At 38.2% G+C, this 16,150-nt stretch carries 22 protein-coding genes; 18 read left to right on the forward strand and 4 right to left on the reverse strand.

Annotated elements, in window-relative coordinates:
• Positions 1-57 precede the first annotated feature (57 nt).
• Both L654_RS0116680 and L654_RS0116685 read left to right on the forward strand, forming a co-directional pair.
• Positions 58-573, forward strand: a complete 516-nt coding sequence (locus tag L654_RS0116680) for a flagellar transcriptional regulator FlhD (protein WP_158001148.1) — start codon at positions 58-60, stop codon at positions 571-573.
• Positions 570-1,136, forward strand: a complete 567-nt coding sequence (locus L654_RS0116685) for a FlhC family transcriptional regulator (protein ID WP_050582311.1) — start codon at positions 570-572, stop codon at positions 1,134-1,136. Before L654_RS0116680 ends, L654_RS0116685 begins: the two co-directional genes overlap by 4 nt.
• Positions 1,137-1,183: 47 nt before the next feature.
• On the opposite strand, the gene L654_RS0116690 is transcribed toward L654_RS0116685, so the two are convergent.
• Genes L654_RS0116690 through L654_RS0116700 form a run of 3 tightly spaced genes read right to left on the reverse strand, consistent with a single transcriptional unit; the run spans position 1,184 to position 3,016 of the window.
• Positions 1,184-1,651 carry an H-NS family nucleoid-associated regulatory protein gene (locus tag L654_RS0116690; protein ID WP_024608510.1) on the reverse strand — a complete coding sequence of 156 codons (468 nt, stop codon included), beginning with the start codon at positions 1,649-1,651 and terminating at the stop codon, positions 1,184-1,186.
• A 23-nt stretch (positions 1,652-1,674) separates the two neighbouring features.
• Positions 1,675-1,983 carry a hypothetical protein gene (locus L654_RS0116695; protein WP_024608511.1) on the reverse strand — a complete coding sequence of 103 codons (309 nt, stop codon included), beginning with the start codon at positions 1,981-1,983 and terminating at the stop codon, positions 1,675-1,677.
• Positions 1,984-2,035: 52 nt separating this feature from the next.
• Positions 2,036-3,016, reverse strand: a complete 981-nt coding sequence (locus L654_RS0116700) for a ParM/StbA family protein (RefSeq protein WP_024608512.1) — start codon at positions 3,014-3,016, stop codon at positions 2,036-2,038.
• Between the two features lie 606 nt (positions 3,017-3,622).
• Between L654_RS0116700 and mobI the strand changes: the two genes are divergently transcribed.
• From mobI to L654_RS0116780, 16 genes are all read left to right on the forward strand, one after another.
• Positions 3,623-4,174 carry a conjugative transfer protein MobI(A/C) gene (mobI, locus tag L654_RS0116705; protein WP_024608513.1) on the forward strand — a complete coding sequence of 184 codons (552 nt, stop codon included), beginning with the start codon at positions 3,623-3,625 and terminating at the stop codon, positions 4,172-4,174.
• On the forward strand, positions 4,171-4,449 hold the full coding sequence (locus tag L654_RS01000000126290; protein ID WP_024608514.1) for a hypothetical protein: 279 nt from the start codon (positions 4,171-4,173) through the stop codon (positions 4,447-4,449). The genes mobI and L654_RS01000000126290 overlap by 4 nt, the downstream gene beginning before the upstream one ends.
• Before the next feature lie 9 nt (positions 4,450-4,458).
• Positions 4,459-5,517 (forward strand): hypothetical protein, encoded by a 1,059-nt coding sequence (locus L654_RS0116715; RefSeq protein WP_024608515.1) that lies wholly within the window; start codon positions 4,459-4,461, stop codon positions 5,515-5,517.
• Between the two features lie 1,249 nt (positions 5,518-6,766).
• On the forward strand, positions 6,767-7,084 hold the full coding sequence (locus tag L654_RS0116720) for a hypothetical protein (protein WP_024608516.1): 318 nt from the start codon (positions 6,767-6,769) through the stop codon (positions 7,082-7,084).
• 383 nt (positions 7,085-7,467) lie between these two features.
• Positions 7,468-7,971 carry a transglutaminase-like domain-containing protein gene (locus tag L654_RS0116725; RefSeq protein WP_024608517.1) on the forward strand — a complete coding sequence of 168 codons (504 nt, stop codon included), beginning with the start codon at positions 7,468-7,470 and terminating at the stop codon, positions 7,969-7,971.
• A 10-nt stretch (positions 7,972-7,981) separates the two neighbouring features.
• Positions 7,982-8,530: a PD-(D/E)XK nuclease family protein gene (locus L654_RS0116730; protein ID WP_024608518.1), complete on the forward strand. Its 549-nt coding sequence runs from the start codon at positions 7,982-7,984 to the stop codon at positions 8,528-8,530.
• A gap of 95 nt (positions 8,531-8,625) precedes the next feature.
• A complete protein-coding gene (locus L654_RS0116735; RefSeq protein ID WP_024608519.1) occupies positions 8,626-9,069 on the forward strand; it encodes a hypothetical protein in 444 nt (147 codons plus the stop codon).
• A 13-nt stretch (positions 9,070-9,082) separates the two neighbouring features.
• The gene (locus L654_RS1000000127000) at positions 9,083-9,445 is read left to right on the forward strand and encodes a hypothetical protein (protein ID WP_024608520.1); all 363 of its coding nucleotides are present in this window, start codon (positions 9,083-9,085) and stop codon (positions 9,443-9,445) included.
• Complete coding sequence (locus L654_RS0116745) at positions 9,438-9,947, forward strand: hypothetical protein (RefSeq protein WP_024608521.1); 510 nt, start codon at positions 9,438-9,440, stop codon at positions 9,945-9,947. Before L654_RS1000000127000 ends, L654_RS0116745 begins: the two co-directional genes overlap by 8 nt.
• A 26-nt stretch (positions 9,948-9,973) precedes the next feature.
• Positions 9,974-10,933 carry a signal peptide peptidase SppA gene (sppA, locus tag L654_RS0116750; protein ID WP_024608522.1) on the forward strand — a complete coding sequence of 320 codons (960 nt, stop codon included), beginning with the start codon at positions 9,974-9,976 and terminating at the stop codon, positions 10,931-10,933.
• A 12-nt stretch (positions 10,934-10,945) separates the two neighbouring features.
• A complete protein-coding gene (locus L654_RS0116755; RefSeq protein ID WP_024608523.1) occupies positions 10,946-11,809 on the forward strand; it encodes a DsbA family protein in 864 nt (287 codons plus the stop codon).
• A gap of 23 nt (positions 11,810-11,832) precedes the next feature.
• Entirely contained in the window at positions 11,833-12,111 is a 279-nt protein-coding gene (locus L654_RS0116760) for an HU family DNA-binding protein (protein ID WP_024608524.1), read from the forward strand.
• Between the two features lie 209 nt (positions 12,112-12,320).
• Complete coding sequence (locus tag L654_RS0116765; protein ID WP_024608525.1) at positions 12,321-13,256, forward strand: endonuclease; 936 nt, start codon at positions 12,321-12,323, stop codon at positions 13,254-13,256.
• A 158-nt stretch (positions 13,257-13,414) separates the two neighbouring features.
• Positions 13,415-14,200 carry a ParA family protein gene (locus tag L654_RS0116770; RefSeq protein WP_024608526.1) on the forward strand — a complete coding sequence of 262 codons (786 nt, stop codon included), beginning with the start codon at positions 13,415-13,417 and terminating at the stop codon, positions 14,198-14,200.
• Positions 14,201-14,205: 5 nt separating this feature from the next.
• The gene (locus L654_RS0116775) at positions 14,206-15,297 is read left to right on the forward strand and encodes a ParB/RepB/Spo0J family partition protein (RefSeq protein WP_024608527.1); all 1,092 of its coding nucleotides are present in this window, start codon (positions 14,206-14,208) and stop codon (positions 15,295-15,297) included.
• Between the two features lie 52 nt (positions 15,298-15,349).
• Positions 15,350-15,631, forward strand: a complete 282-nt coding sequence (locus tag L654_RS0116780; protein WP_024608528.1) for a helix-turn-helix domain-containing protein — start codon at positions 15,350-15,352, stop codon at positions 15,629-15,631.
• Between the two features lie 16 nt (positions 15,632-15,647).
• Here L654_RS0116780 and L654_RS0116785 read toward each other — a convergent pair whose 3' ends face one another.
• The gene (locus L654_RS0116785; RefSeq protein WP_024608529.1) at positions 15,648-16,109 is read right to left on the reverse strand and encodes a hypothetical protein; all 462 of its coding nucleotides are present in this window, start codon (positions 16,107-16,109) and stop codon (positions 15,648-15,650) included.
• Between the last annotated feature and the right edge of the window lie 41 nt (positions 16,110-16,150).

Raw genomic sequence — 16,150 nt, forward strand, 5'->3', positions numbered from 1 at the left:
TCAGAGCAGCGGCCTGACCAAAACATATACGAGTTTGACCTAACTTTATGGGCGCTAATGGCATCATTAGCCAGAAGTTTTCCTGAAAAAGTTAGAGCTCAATTTTCTTTACCTGAAGCAGCTATCAATGCTCTATCAACGGCAACAGAGGCAAATTTAAGTCGCCTGGCATCTGGCGTCCTAATTAGTTTTCAATTGAAAACTAACAGCCAAATCATCTTAGATAAGCTACAAGAAAAATACGTACCTATCATTAGTTTATCACAGGTGCAGGGTGCTGAATTTGATACAGCTTACTGGTTGCTTTTGAAACAAATTGCGCAAAGAGATCACTATATTGCGGCTGCAGCCTTTGGCTTGTGCTCAGGTTTAACTCATGCAATCAGTAAGGCCACTGATAACCAACTGCGACACCTTGCTTCAATAACAAGCACTGTATTTACTTTGCGTTTTTCCCCAAAAATTCTAGCCCCATTACTTACAACCGAGCAAGGCCCAGTCAAAGCTAGGTACTTTTATACAAAATACCAACAATCAATCACCTATTCTGAAAAAATAGGGGGTCAAAAATGAGGTTAAAACGCTGGATTGAAGCAAGACAGATGGCTTTGATGGGTTACGTGACACGCATTATCATCATAGAAACAGGTCTTTCAGATAAACAAGTCCGTAGGCTTTATGAAGAAATTGATAGGGATGGTTTCAAGCTGGAAAAAAATAGAACAACTAGAACGACTAGAAGTGGAGCGACACTGCTTCTAAATCAAGCATCTAAAATACATGCTTCACTACTAATGCAGCTCTATAGGCAGGTTGGAGGGGAATCAGTTACAACATCTATATCAATTGACGCTTTAGATAGAGCTTACAGAATGTACCAGGCAGTTTTATGTGAACTTGTATTGGTAGAGCCAACTATACGCAATGTAACCTTTACCATTTCAGATGCATGGTGTCTCGCTTCAGAATTGAGATCAAATGAAGCGATGTTTGATATTTGCCCTAATTGTCAATGTAGTTACTTCACATCTATACATCAAAGTACTGCGATTGGTTGCCCATTTTGTTATGAGCCGCCTAACAGAAACAAACATAAGAGTAATGAATTAGAGGTACTGGCAGTAATTGAAAGTTAAAGGTGTATATTTGGGATAACCCCCTCCGATTACAGGAGGGGGTGTGCTTAATCCTTTAAAGTTGGGTATTTCCTATACTTTTCAAGTTCAAAATCTGACAACCCTTTAAATGGAGTTGGCCTTCTTCCTAAACCCGACCAGGTTGCACCATCTTTTATATACTTAACTTTTGGGAGCTCTGCTGTTAATGACTGTTGCTTCAATTGCATCTCTCGCAACAGCTCAACATCAATTCCTTGCTCCTCCATTTCCATCAAAATATTTTGAGCTTTCCTTTGTAGCTTCTCTTGTTTTTCTTTATGTAGAGCTTCTTCTGCAAGCTTTTCTTCATAAACTGACTTTAGCCTTACAAGCATTTCCTCCATTTCAGAAGAAGGGCATTCCTTAAAAATTGTCCTAATTTTGCTTTTCCTTTTTAGTTCAGATAGCACTACATCCCTTCGATCATTGACTGTCAATCCATCAACACTTTTGGTTTGCTTATCTGAATCTTTATTAAATTCGAAGCTAGTCATATTATTCTTTTCTCATGTTGGGCTTAAATATTATCCCCCATCGAATTAAGTAAACGATTCTTAAGTTCACGTTTCGTTTTTTTTAACTTATCAACTTCATCCTTAATAGGATTTGGAGAGTATTCTGTTGAGGATAGTCCATCCTCCGTAGAGGCAGATGTTTTTTTATTGTGGCTCAAATTATGCAAAGAATAAAGACCTAGCATTGCCAAAACTCTAAATCGATCACCACGTTCTTTATGTTGAAGATCCTTAAGCTCTTGGTAGAGCTCCGGAAATGCCATCTTAGAAATTTTTAAATTTGAGAACTTTCCATCCCAACTTTTATCCATTCTCAACCCCCTATATAGCAACGATGTAGCGCAATAAAAAATACAATCATTCTTAACCGCAATACCAAAAACCTCTTGAATTAGATAGCACTGAGTTTTCAAGCTCTATAATTCTACTTTTTGAAAATAATTCTTTTGCTGCAGCAATATAAGAAGATGCACCGCCACCAGCCAAAAGAACAACATCGGCATCCATCCCATCATCACGCATTGTCTTTTTCATTGATGTTAGGGCTTCGCGTGAAACAGTGTTCGAAGCTTTTTCCATGTACTCTTGCAACTCAATTTTTTGACCGAAAAGGTATATATAACCCTTTCCAGTTCTAATTGCCTTTTCGATTTTTTCAATCCCTGGAGCTCCACCATTATCTTCATGAATTAGCTCGTTGGCTACCTGTATCAGTCGAGACATTGCCTTTAAACTAGTACCAGATGACTTGTAGTGAATCTCACCTTCGACCAGCGCAACCCAGTCAACACTATAATAGCCTGGATCAATTACTACTGTTTTACCATTTTGTATAGCATCCAGCACATCATCATCTACCGCACTATTAACTACATCCATATAGGCACCGGCTGGTTGTGGAACAATAAGAACGTCTTTAACAGTTACTTTGCGCTTTGGAGTTATTTGATGCTCCCCTTTTAGAATTGCTGCCAACTCGTGTCGCTGTTCATCTTTCATTGCTTGATCAACTGGTAGACCTGTAACTAGCATATCTATCTCACTTTGCTCAGAAACCAGTAACGCTGCGTAAAAGAGCGCACGGTATACATCGGTGTTTTTATAGTCTTTATGCAACTCACGCTCCCAACCTTGCAGTCGTTCAGGCTCAACCCCAGCAGCCCACTTCTGCCCATTTATCAGTACTTGTAAAAAGTCAGTCCCTAAACCTGAACCCACACTTCTCGGCATTAGATCTACATTACCAGCACCAGCAGGTAATATTTTTGTTTTAATTGTTTCCCCTTTAATTCCCATTGAAACTTTAAGGTTTGAGTACCCAATGTCCAGACCCATAACAAACATATCATTCTCCAATAATTAAGGGCTTCAAAAGCCCTTCAAAAAGACTCTCGGCATATATTACCAACACAATGATGCTCTCTTACTGCGTGTATTTGCCTTTTTTGGGTGCGTAGGGTCTTTTTGGGGGCCCTTTGTGTAGTTTAAGGGGGTTTTTAGCTTTTAAAACCTGGTTATTAATGGATATCAAGTTGGCATTCAGCTTTTATTACCCTTAGATAGTAGATTGATAGCCTTTAAATACACCCACCTTAAACCAAATGGCCAATATCATTGTAAGCATTAAAAACGCGCGCGAACTCACGTAACTTTCAAGTTAAATCCCAGAAATAAGTGAATCAAACCAAGGTTTCCATCTTGTATTTTTTTTGCTAGACTAATTTATTACAGTACATCCCAGAAATAAGTGGTTTTATATTTCTATCCATGCATATTTTTATAGTGAAAACACATCTGGCACTAACATCCCAGAAATAAGTGATTTTTAGTATTAATCCCTTTTTCTACGAAGAGAGATTTTCATGCATATCTCTTTTGTGGATATAGGCATTACAATCCCAGATAGATAGTTGTTTGGGAAGTGATTGGGTAGTTCCATGGAGTTTTATTATGAGTGAAAAAACAGAAAAATTGCAACGTTTAATTGATCGAGAATTTGAAGATGAAAGGTTTTTATTTACTGATGAAATGCTTGAAAGCGAATCTAGGGATTTTATTAGCACGCTCGATGAGCTAGTACAAAATGAGATACTAGTAGTTGCTTTAGACGCTCGTAAACAAGCAGACTCTTATTGGGAGGCTAGCCTATCAGCAAGAGAGGATGGCGATCCTAGTAACTATTGCTATGTAGGTACACGCGTTAGGTTCCTAAGGGGTACACTGCAGTTTGAATGGTTTAAAAATAGAACAAAGCCAGGTGAAGGCGAAGGCAAGCCTAGAAAGGTGTATTCAACTTACATACCTAAAGGTAGCGGGTATCGTTATAGCAGGGCTTTATTTAAAAAAGAGCCAGAATGGGCTCAGGAAGAAATTAACACTGTTGAAGATAGGTATGCACTTCTCCGAAAGCGTTCTGCGTTGCTATCTGCTATTAAAAAGAACCTACGTGAATACAATAAAGTGGTTAATATGTGCTTTCAGAACAATGAGGAAGGAAAATGAACTCAACTTCCGCTACCGAATTGGCTAAACTGGGAAAATGCGAGGCATTGATTAAGCCTTCCCCTTCATTCAAAGCAAGCAAAGCATTTAAAAGGAAGAAACAAAAAAATCAAAGCTCAATCAACCGTGGTAATGCTGCGCATGATAAGTTTGAGCGTGAGGCGATGTATTTTACAGAGCTAGATTGCAACAACAGGTCAATCATACCTAATATAATTATATCGCTCGCTATTGCTGTTGGAACTCTAGCCTTAGCAACTAAAGTGTTTATGTAGGAATTATCAATGGCTAAGAACAATGACATAACAGGGCAAGGTTTGAGTAAAGAACTTTCTATCGATACAAACATACAAAAAAATCAACAGATGGATATGTTTTCCATCTTAGATATGCCAGTAAAACAAAGACCGGACTACTCAAATACCGTTGAAATCTATGATGCTATCCCAAAGTACGTATGGGGTAAAACAAGAGAGCATGAGGATCTGAAATCGGCTAGCATAATTCGTCAATGCACAATTAGAGGCAGTAAACTAACAGTGAAGCTAAGGCCAGCTCTTATAGATAAGGGTGATAGAACCGTACTAATATATGCGGGCCAACGCGAAGAGTTAGTGGAAGATGCTTTGAGAAAGATTGCAGTCAACGGCAGAGGTGTTCATATCAACTCTAAAGCGGGGGTTAGCTTTACACTATACGAGCTAATGAAAGAGCTTGAGCGCATGGGGCACACCTATAATATTGATGAGGTTAAAGAAGCTTTATTTGTTTGTAGAGGCGCTATTATCGAGTGCTACTCAGAGGATGGTGAATCAGTTATTAACTCCAGTTTGTTTGGTTTACTTGGACTAACAACCAAGAAGGATATTGAAAACAATACCGGGGCTAAATGCTACGTTCAATTTAACCCACTAGTAAACGAGTCGATAATGAACCTAACGTTTCGACAGTACAATTATCAAATCGGCATGGATATTAGATCCCCTTTAGCCAGGTTTTTCTATAAAAGGATGGCTCAGTACTGGACACAAGCTAGCGAAAAAAATCCATATCAGCCAAACTTAGTAGCTTTTCTTGAACAAAGTCCTCGTGGCCTTACAAAAAAAATGGGGGAGAACCTAAGAGCAATGCGTAGTGCTTTAAGCGCACTGCAAAAGCATAAAGTTATTTTGAATTACGAAGAAGTTAAAGTACTGCAAGGCAAGCAGAAAGTCATAGACGCTAAATACACTATATTTCCTCACCCTGACTTTGTTAAAGAGGTTATAAAGGCAAACCAAAGAAAAAGCTCACTTAAAACAAGAAGTCGGTTGGAAATCGATGAGTTCTGTAATCGCGACTAAAAGAGATATGCGATTGATTGCCCACAGTTAAAGCTAGTAAGCATGGGCGATAGTAATACTTAGCTAGAATATAACTTTTTACAGTAAAACATATAGGTTTAGAGCTTCGGTTTTACCAGATATAGTCGAGTTAAGCGTAATAAATAGAATACTAAAAGAGTTTTAAATCTATTTTTTCATATAAGTTATTGATTTATAACTATAGGTTTGTTGCATCGGTTTGAAAACCACATATAGGTTTGTTGCATCGGTTTTAAGCTAGTATATAGGTTTATTGCATCGGTTTAGCTTGTTGACAACAGTTGACGAAGGTTGACACATCAATACAAATGCAAAAAGCTCAATAAACATACAGTCTTCTAGTGTATTTATCAAAAATAACAAAAATTAGCTGTGGATAACTGGGAAAATAGCCAATTATAACCTATAGGTTCACTGCATCGGTTTATATAGGTTTGTTGCATCGGTTAAAAACCACACAAAAAAGCTATAGGTTTAGTGCATCGGTTTGGGAAATCACGCTTTAATTTAGAATAAAAGCTATAGGTTTAGTGCATCGGTTTGTAATAAGCATTGAAAATGCTATAGGTTTAGTGCATCGGTTGCCAAAAATTGATATAAAAACCTATAAAAACAAGAACAAGCTGTGGATATAAGTAGCCCAAAAAAAACCACCTATAGGTTTGTTGCATCGGTTCCTATAGGTTTAGTGCTTTAGTACCTATAGGTTTAGTGCATCGGTTTAGTTTGAAAGTTTCATTAAAAACATGCAGTTAGGTATGCTTTTTTAGCCCCTAACCCTATTTAACCCTCTTTTAACCCTAACCAAAAGATCTTATTAACCTATAAAAGTGATTTTTTTGAATAACTTTTAAAAATTATGAAGTTGAAGTAAAAGCTTTTGAAAACCAATGCAACGTCAGCACAAAGTTCCGAGGTGTAAAATCAATAGATCATCAAATAGATCCACTTTTAAGTTATATTTGATAGAGTAATAGAGGCTTGGGGTAGATAGTAAGGAGTATAATTACATTGGATCTATAAATGATCTAATTGGTGTTACTTAGATCTTCACACTGACACTCAAACGAGGGCTTCATAGAAAGCCCCTAAAGACTTTATCTGAGAACAGCTGGCACTAGATAGTATTAAGGCGTTTCAATTCAGCACAGGGCTTTACAGGAGCTCCAATGGAATAATATATTTAGTTTATAATCAAAGAAAATTACTTAACTTTGAAGGATCTACAATGACTGATAAGCATATTAAACACTACCGGGCTGGTTACGTATTCAAGCCTACACATGAAGAAATACATTATATAAAAAAAGGCGCTAGCGGCGATCTAAGACGTTCTTATGAACATAACTTCACAACCAACAAAAATGACGCCCTTGTAGGTAGTAACCTGGATAAAGCAAAGTCAGCGATAGTGAGCTTAGTATCAAAGTTTCCTGAAAATGATGAATATGTGTTTACACCAGTTTTAGTGAACATTGCGAATAACACTTTTCAACGATATTTAAACGGAAGATGGTTGAATGAGGCTATAAGACCTTTAAACTAAACAAAAGCCCTAATTAGTGACTGATAACTAACCCCAACCATTAGTATTGCAATAGAGCGAAGCATCACCCCAAAGTATCTAAATAATATTATTCCGACTACCTCCACTTTAACTAAGAGCATTCATTACTTTTATCAAATAATCATAAAACATGACATTTAGTTACTTGCGTTATTGCAGTATCATTTTATAATACTCTAATAACACCAAGATAAAATTTAAAAAATATAGATGTTAGAGGATTATTTATTATTGGAGTGTCACGGGCCCTCAAATAGACATTGTGAAGACCCTTTGTGTAAATTAAGTTATCTCAAAGGCTATTGAGGTTACCTATAAGGCCCTTTTAAAGCCCCTACGGAGACTAAAAAAAGGAAAGTGAAATGCTAAAGCATCAAGTAGCACTAGGAAACAACAAAGCTAAAACTGAGATAAATCCGGGATTCAGCAGCTGGCATGACGAGCTATCTATAATATTATCAGCTTTGGATGACCTACCATTAGAGTGCCACGGAATATCTTGTTCAATAAGCTTCATACTTAGAAAAGCAGGAATAAAACATCGATGTGTTGTGGGTTATGTTACCGATACCCTTTCAGGCAATTGTGCAACACCTCATGTGTGGATTGAATTAAATGACGGGTGGATTATAGATTATAGATTAAGAATGTGGTTCGGAGATGAAGATGAAGTGCCCCATGGTGTATTTCATCCAAGCTCGGAACCAACCCTTTATTACAAACGCACATCAAAAGATTTGGACACTTTTGAAACTTCTGATTTCTTAGACTTTGAAACAGAACTAAAACTTTCACATGTGAAAGTATCAGATGATTTCGTTTTAGAAAATCCAAATATAACTTGTAACAGCATTAATAATAACTAAAGGCTAAATTATGCAAGATTATCTAGTCTGGTTTTTTACCTTGTTGGTGATACCAGTAATAATTGCTAAGGCAGATATACTGCACAGAGCTTTAGATCTTAAGCAACTGCAAAAAATAAAAGCTATCTATAGCTGGTGGAATAAAGAGAACATGCCACGAAACTTAAGGGGAGCTAGTTTATTTCTTAACGAATGCGACCTTTCTACCCAAACACCTATACCCCTCCATGGCCGTGTTGATCAAGTATTTAAAACTAAGAGCAACACATTAATCCCGGTGGATACCAAAACAAGAAAGTCTTTCTCAATTTATAAATCGGATATAATCCAACTTTCTGTCTACCAAGTAATCTTGAAGCAAAAATACGGAGTTAAATATAAAGTAAGCAATGTTGGTTATGTTCGCGTAGTTGTTCAGTCAGGTGTGAATGAAATTATTCGATACATACCTGTAAAGCTAATCACTGAGAAACACATATCTAATTTGTGGCGTCGCTACAATGCTATAAAGCGCGGAGTAGTAGAAACCAAATGTACTTGTAACGGTCATTTTCACTAAACTTTAGTACCTCCTTCTGTAATCGCCTAATTTGGGCAAAACCACACCCTTGCATATTTCCAATTTACTGTACTGTTACCAGAACAGGAGGAGCTATGACTTTCATCCAAAAATTATTTCTTGCAGCAATAATAATAAGCTCCATAGCTGCGCTTATTTTAGAAAGTATTTGGGTAAGCATATTTTTAAACGCGGCTGCACTATTTTCGCTCTACATAGTAATTCCAGCTGTAAATTGGAAACGAAACAGAGTTGAATCTAGGGCCATATTTGAAGCATTAAATATATATGCCTTTGGGAAAATGTGGGTAGGCAAGAAGGCAGAAGTCGTACTGGTGAAAGACACTGATAAGTTTGAAGGTGTAGAAACCCTTGCGAGAACGATTGAAGGCCACTGGTTTATTGTAGAAATCTCAATCAGCAATAAAGGTAAAGCTAAATTGAAAAAACTACACGAAATAAATACCGAAGCTGCCAAAACGATATTAAAAGGAGAGCCCGGAATCTATGAACGGTACTTTGGAATCAGTGATAACTAGTAAGGAAAAGTTAATGACAGACTCGCCAAACAATGTTCAATCAGAACATATTAGCGATAAAGCCCTAAGGCAAGCAGGTCTTGCGCAATGCGTATTCATTGCTATTCAAGCCTTAATATTCCCGGAGTTGAGTTATGTTGGAAGCATCATAGCTGCTCAGTGTGCATTATTGCCATGGCTTCTTCCAATTGCTCGTAAAGCAGTTACAACGGCGGTAGCAATGTCACTTACATCAATAGTAATAAGCCCAATCTTTTTGTTGGTATGCATTCACGCTTTTGAAAGGGTTACTGACTTAATTGGGCCAACTGTAAGCCAGATAACATTCTACTTTGTAGGCATTCTTAAAGCATACTTGGGGGTTCCAAATGGCTGATATAAGAGCGCCTTATACTTACTCTCTACTGCAAGAAGAAGGGATTTCAAAGGATGAATTGTTGGATTTGGGTTTTAAGGCTGGTTACTGGATTAATTCAGAGACTGCACTCAAAGTCGCTGAAGGCTTAGATACATATACAAATGATCTGCTGATTAACAGCTCAGGATTTGTAAATCAAAGGTTCAAAAGCAAACTTAGAGGAAATTTAACATCTTACTTATTTGAATACTCTGGTGCCTTCCGTTATTCGGCATCAATAAATCACATGCGAGTTTTAGGTGTTGAAAAGGCCGGTGACATAGCTCTACCTTCACGAATCATGGACGCGTTGCTATTAGAAAGAACCTTGCACCAGATAATGGCTCGTTCGCGCCACATGCTAACAGCCCTTGATTCAAAGTTTGCGGCATCAGAACAAACAGTAGTTTTCAGTGATCAAAAAGCTCCTGGTCAATTTAAGCCTAGGGCACCCCATAAGCCAAAAACCAATGATATTTAATTGTACAAGATAATAAGGAAAATCTAATGACTAACAAAAATAATGAAATTCCGTGGGAACGTGAGCTCTTACGTGATTTCATGTTTACTCTCCATAAAGAACAGGTAAAAGACAGGCGGTGGCGCATGCTACTGAAACTCTTGCGTGCCTCAGGCATTATTTTAGTTATGTTGATTGTATATAAGCTTGGAGCAGTCGCAAAGCCATCACCTTTTGGCGGTAATGAAGTAACAAAATCACATATAGCATACATCAACATCAAAGGAGAAATTGCCCCGGGCGCAGGTGCTGACGCAGACAATCTCATTCCAGCTATTAAGGCCGCATTTGAAAGTAAAACATCTAAAGCAGTTGTGCTTAGAATAAATAGTCCTGGTGGAAGCCCTGTTCAGTCTGGACGAATCTACGAAGAAATCAAATTTCAAAAAGAAATCCACCCTAACAAAAAAGTTTATGCCGTCATTGGTGATATAGGTGCTTCAGGTGGATATTACATAGCTGCCGCTGCAGATGAAATATACGCAGACCAAGCAAGTCTAGTTGGCTCTATTGGCGTTATATCTTCTGGGTTCGGCTTTACCGAGCTAATGAATAAGCTTGGTATAGAGCGAAGAGCGATTATAGCTGGTGAAAATAAGGCTCTTTTAGACCCATTTTCACCACTCAATGAAAGTACTCGTTTGTTTTGGGAAGACGTACTTGAAAGAACGCATACACAATTTATTACTCGCGTAAAAGAAGGGCGCGGTGACCGGTTAAAAGATGACCCGCGTATTTTTTCTGGGTTAATTTGGAATGGAGAGCAAGCACTTGATATGGGGCTTGTTGATGGTTTAGGCAGCATGAACACAATAGCAAGAGGTGAGCTAAACGAAACCAATCTTGTTGATTACACTCCTTCTCGGGATTTTTTCCAAAGAATAACTCAAACCGCAAAGGTAGCTATTTCATCTTTTGCAAATGAACAAACCATTAAAATGTATTAACAGGACAATCTAATGAGCGCCGATAAAAAATCAACAAACTTGATGAATGTTTTTATGATAATAGCCATTACGCTAATTATCATTACACTTGGGTACGGAACTTATTTAACAACAGTAAGCTTGAGCACATCAAAAGAGTTAACACATGAAATTGCAAGCCTTAAAAGTGATGTGAGAGAAACAAAAAAGGCACAGTTAACACCAGTAGAATTTCAAAAAGCTGTAGCCGAAAGCTTAGAGGCGCTTGCTGAGAAAAAACAAAAGGAAAACCTTGAAGCAAAACTAGCTCAGTATCCTTTAGCTAGCGAGGATGTACCAGATGGTAAAAATATTTACGGTAATGTAAACGCCCGGTTTACATTGGTCGAGTTTTCAGATCTTGAATGCCCGTTCTGCAAACGGTTTCATGACACCCCTAAAAAAATAGTTGAAGCAAGCAAGGGTATGGTTAACTGGCAATGGAAGCACTTACCATTAGATTTCCATAACCCGGCGGCAAAGCGTCAATCTCTTGCTGCAGAGTGTGTCCGTGAGCAGAAAGGTAACAAAGCGTTTTGGGTTTTTCTTGATGATGTATTTAATAAATCACGAGGTAACGGCCAAGGTGTTGAAGATTTAGCATCACTTGTTTCCGGTGTTGGTGCAAACGTTACTGAGGCTCAAAAATGTATTAGCAACGGTAGTTATAGCGATAAAATTACAGAAGATATCAAACAAGCAACAAATCATGGAATTAACGGTACACCTGCTACCTTCATCGTGGATAATAGCACTGGTAGAACACAGTTGCTTGGTGGAGCCCAGCCACCGCAAGCTATCATGGCTGTGATTCAAAGAATGATTACAGAACAGGAAGAGCAAAATGCAGCTGAATAAATTAAATAAAACGGAGAAGATCAATGAATAAAAAAGATTTAATAAAAAGTGTTTCTGAGCAAGCTGACATAACCCTAGCTAACGCAGAGAAAGCTATAAATGCTATCATTAATAATATAACTAATGAACTTGCTGGTGGCGGGAATGTTTCGTTAATTGGGTTTGGTGTATTCCAAGTTAAAGAACGTGCCGAACGAAATGGCCGGAACCCTCAGACGGGTGATGCAATCAAAATAGCTGCCGCAAAAATCCCAAGTTTCAAAGCCGGAAAAGCTTTAAAAGATACAGTTAACTCAAAATAACCCCCCACACTCAAAGGGCCAATTAACACTTGGCCCTATTTAATATTCGTAAAGACCATTAAAAAAGTTTCACATGTGAAACTTTTTACATCCCCCATAGCAGTATGCAGTCTAATAATGAAAGTTATGATCTTAAAAAGGGAGATTAGGAGCGTGATCTTAACTACCTAATAGCGGGATAATGCTTATTTGACTTTAAGGAGATTGAAATGAGGAACTTATTATTTATATTTTTAGCATTTACGCTTACTAGCCCAGCACTAGCTGATATTAATAGCTTCCGTGAAGCTAAGGTTAAGCTTAAGCAGGATGTTTATTTTGACCAAACTACAAAAGGAGAAGGAACATTTTATTGCGGCTGTGATTGGCGTTGGGTCGGAAAGTCGGGTGGCAGAGTAGATCTTCAATCATGCGGGTATCAAGTTAGAGCCCAGGATAATCGCGCTAATAGAACAGAGTACGAACACGTATTACCGGCGTGGGCCTTAGGCCACCAGCGGCAGTGTTGGCAGAATGGTGGGCGGAAAAATTGCGTTAAAACTGATCCCACATTTAGAGAAATGGAAGCAAACCCCCATAATTTAGTAATAGCGATAGGAGAGTTCAATGCTGATAGGTCAAATTATTCGTTTGGTGAATTACCAGGAATAACAAGTTCGTATGGACAGTGCGAAGCTAAAATTGATTTTAAGCAAAGGACAGTGGAACCAAGAAATAAAGTTAAAGGCCAAGTCGCAAGAATATATTTTTACATGCATGACAGATATAACTTAAATATGAGCCGACAACAACAACAACTTATGATGGCGTGGAATAACAAATACCCTGTAACTGAATGGGAAGTAAAGCGCGATAATAGAATTGCCAAGCTAGTTGGTCATAATAATCCCTTCGTTACAGGTGAAAAATCTTGGACACTAGGCCACAAAAGCTCAGGTGAAGGAATAAAAACCGGTTCCACCTCACATCAAAATCAATCCCCGAAAACTATCGGTAATATACGCGGAAATAAGAACAGTAAGATATATCACCTTTCACAAGGGTGCCCTAGTTATAACCGTGTGAGCCCTGGCAATACGGTAAAATTCGCAACAGAGTTGGAAGCTCAAGAGGCTGGATACCGTAAAGCAGGAAATTGTCGTTAACATTCAGTACATTCTGTTCTGTTGCAACAAATTAAGTTAAAAGCTTGTTGTATCAGTACAGTACTATAATTAGCTCTTGTAGTCTCATAAAATGAGCGTTAGACTGCTCTTATTGAAATGCAGGGTTAATGCCCTTCTTAAATACTAGTGAGGTGTATATGGCAAAAGTGATTAGCTATGCCAATCAAAAAGGTGGCGTAGGTAAAAGCACTCTTTGTATTCAAACTGCTTTTTATCTTTCGCTGAAAAAGAAGAAGAAAGTTCTCGTTATTGATATGGATGGTCAAGGCAACACCTCCAGCAGACTTGCACCAAGAGTTATCGATGAGTATGGGAGTTTTGAAACCGTTTTAACGGGCACTAAAACAGCAGATCTTTTCCAAGACAACCTTGAAAAGATAGAGGTAATACATTGCCCTACAGGGATGGACTTAATCCACACACCTAAAAACGATCCGGCTTTGTTTGAAATGGAAGCGGTGCCTCTCGATAAAGCAATGAACCCTGCTAAAAACCTAGGCGCATTAATTGAAGAATATGACTATGTACTCATTGACTGCCCACCAAGCTTGGGAAGAAAGCTGGTGGCTGCACTTGTCATGTCAACTCATGTTGTTTGCCCAGTGAAGCTATCAGGCTTTGCTGTTGATGGCGTAGAGGGGCTTCTAGGAACCATCATAGGTATTCGAGAAGCCTATAATAGTCAGCTAGATATACTTGGAATTATTATAAATGATATGGATCGTTCCGTTAATCATGATCGCTCTTTAAAAGAGCTTGAGGACTCAGTTCCAGATTTGTTATTTAAAAACAAAATTATGCACCGACCACCTCTTGATACAGCAATTACAGAAGGTATCCCAGTTTGGGAGCTTCGGTATGGACACGTTGCGGCCAAAGAAGTTGAGTTGGTACTGAATGAACTAATAGGTAAAGTGGGATAAAACACATGGCTAAGTTAGGAAATTTACAAGGTTTGTCTGACCTTGCGAAAGCAGCTACAGGCAAAAGAGGAAAAGAAGTACTTGCTATTAAAATTGAAGATGTAGTGTCAAAAGAGCAAATACGTAAAAAATTTAAAAACATTGATGAGCTAGCTACCTCTATGAAGGAAGAGGGCCAGCAGAGCCCTGTTATTGTTTATCCGAAAAATGAAAATGGCAAATACGTTATCCAGAAGGGAGAAAGGCGCTGGAGAGCATTGCAAGCTGCAGGGATACAAACCATTGATATAATGGTAAATGATAAAGAGCTTTCAGAAATAGATGAAACTGCAGGGGAGCTTATTGAGAATATTCAAAGAGATGACTTAACGCCTTTAGAAATTGCATATGCACTTAAGGTGTTCGCTGATGCAGGTTGGAAACAAAAAGCAATTGCACAGCGTATTGGTAAGAGCGCCATCTTTGTTTCAACCCACCTATCACTTTTAAAACTGCCAGTGTGTGTTCGCGAGCTTTACGACAATGATATTTGCAGCGATACCGAAACATTGAATAACCTCAGGTTGCTTTTTAATCTAAATGAAGAGCAATGCAGTGCTGTGTGTATCAATGCATTAGAGGACGGGATTACTCGGAAGCAAAGTCGTGATTTGTTAAATGATGCTAAACGAATTTTAGAAGAAGCAAATTCAAGCCAAAATGACAATGTTGTAGATGGGAACTTTACTAACAATATAGATGACCAAAATGCTTTTGATGCACAATTTGGTGCAGAGGCTGGTGCAGAGGCTGGTGATAATCAAGATGCACTTGAAGCTCCGTCATCTACTACCACTACTACCACTACTACCAATGATTACGAAGATGCTCTACCAGCACTCCCTAAAGATAAAGATTGGAAGCCTGTAGAAGCTAAAGAGTTGATAATTGTAGTGAACGTACTTACTGAAACTGATGTTGTTCGTGGTATTCTATTATTAGACAGAGCTTGCCTTGACCCTAAAGAAGTTTGGGTTAAGGTGCTGGACGGTAAAGCAGAGAAAAAAGTTAAAGTACTAACTTCTGACATTGAAATAGTCAGTATGGGTACTTTGTAATTACAGGTCTTATCTTCTGGCTCTAATTGGAGCCAGAATAAAGAAGGTGAAAATGAGTATATCAAAAGATATGAAGCGTAAATTTGATCTCATTAACGCATTATCGCGAATACAAAGACCTAGCCTTCACAGTTTACACCAAACTACAAAAATACCGGAGTCAACGATAAAGCGGCAACTTGCTTCTATCCGCACAGAGTTTGGCATGAAGATATTATTTGTTAGAGAGAGTGGTGGTGAGCGTGGTACATCAGGATATTATATGCTGACAAATTGGGGGGTCATTGATCGAGATGAGTTTTTCAAACACTATATGAAATTAAAAACCCCTTAGCTAAGGGGTTTTTTAATTAGTGCTTAAGTAGCTTGCAGACCGTTTCATTTGAAACTAATAGCAGGGAGACAATATCGTTAACCTCTATTAGTTTGGATGACAATGTTGATAGTAAAGAATCTAAATTATTATGGCCCGTATTTATTGCTAAATCATTCAGCAATGCAGTTTGGTATCCAATAAGCATGCCCAGCACCAGCCCTTGTTTATCAGGATCGTTAAACCAGTTTCTAAAAGTCCGTGAGGGAACAACACCATCCAAGGTGAGCGGATCATTAAAACCTAACTTTTTTGCTGCTTCAGTGTTGCTCATAGTTTTAAGGTCATCGTACTTAATAGATTTATCTTCTACTCTTTTAAAAGCAGCATCTAAAAATGTCACATAGCTTTTTCGGTTATCTTTTTTACTCCAAGTAACCAGGGTCGGATAAGGAACGTGAAATGTATTCGCAATTTCTTGTAGTTTTATAGAGCTCATAACTTTTCCAAATTTATTTTATATAACACTACCACCGGTAG

This window comes from Pseudoalteromonas sp. TAB23 (assembly GCF_000498075.1).
Taxonomy (GTDB): Bacteria; Pseudomonadota; Gammaproteobacteria; order Enterobacterales; family Alteromonadaceae; genus Pseudoalteromonas; species Pseudoalteromonas arctica.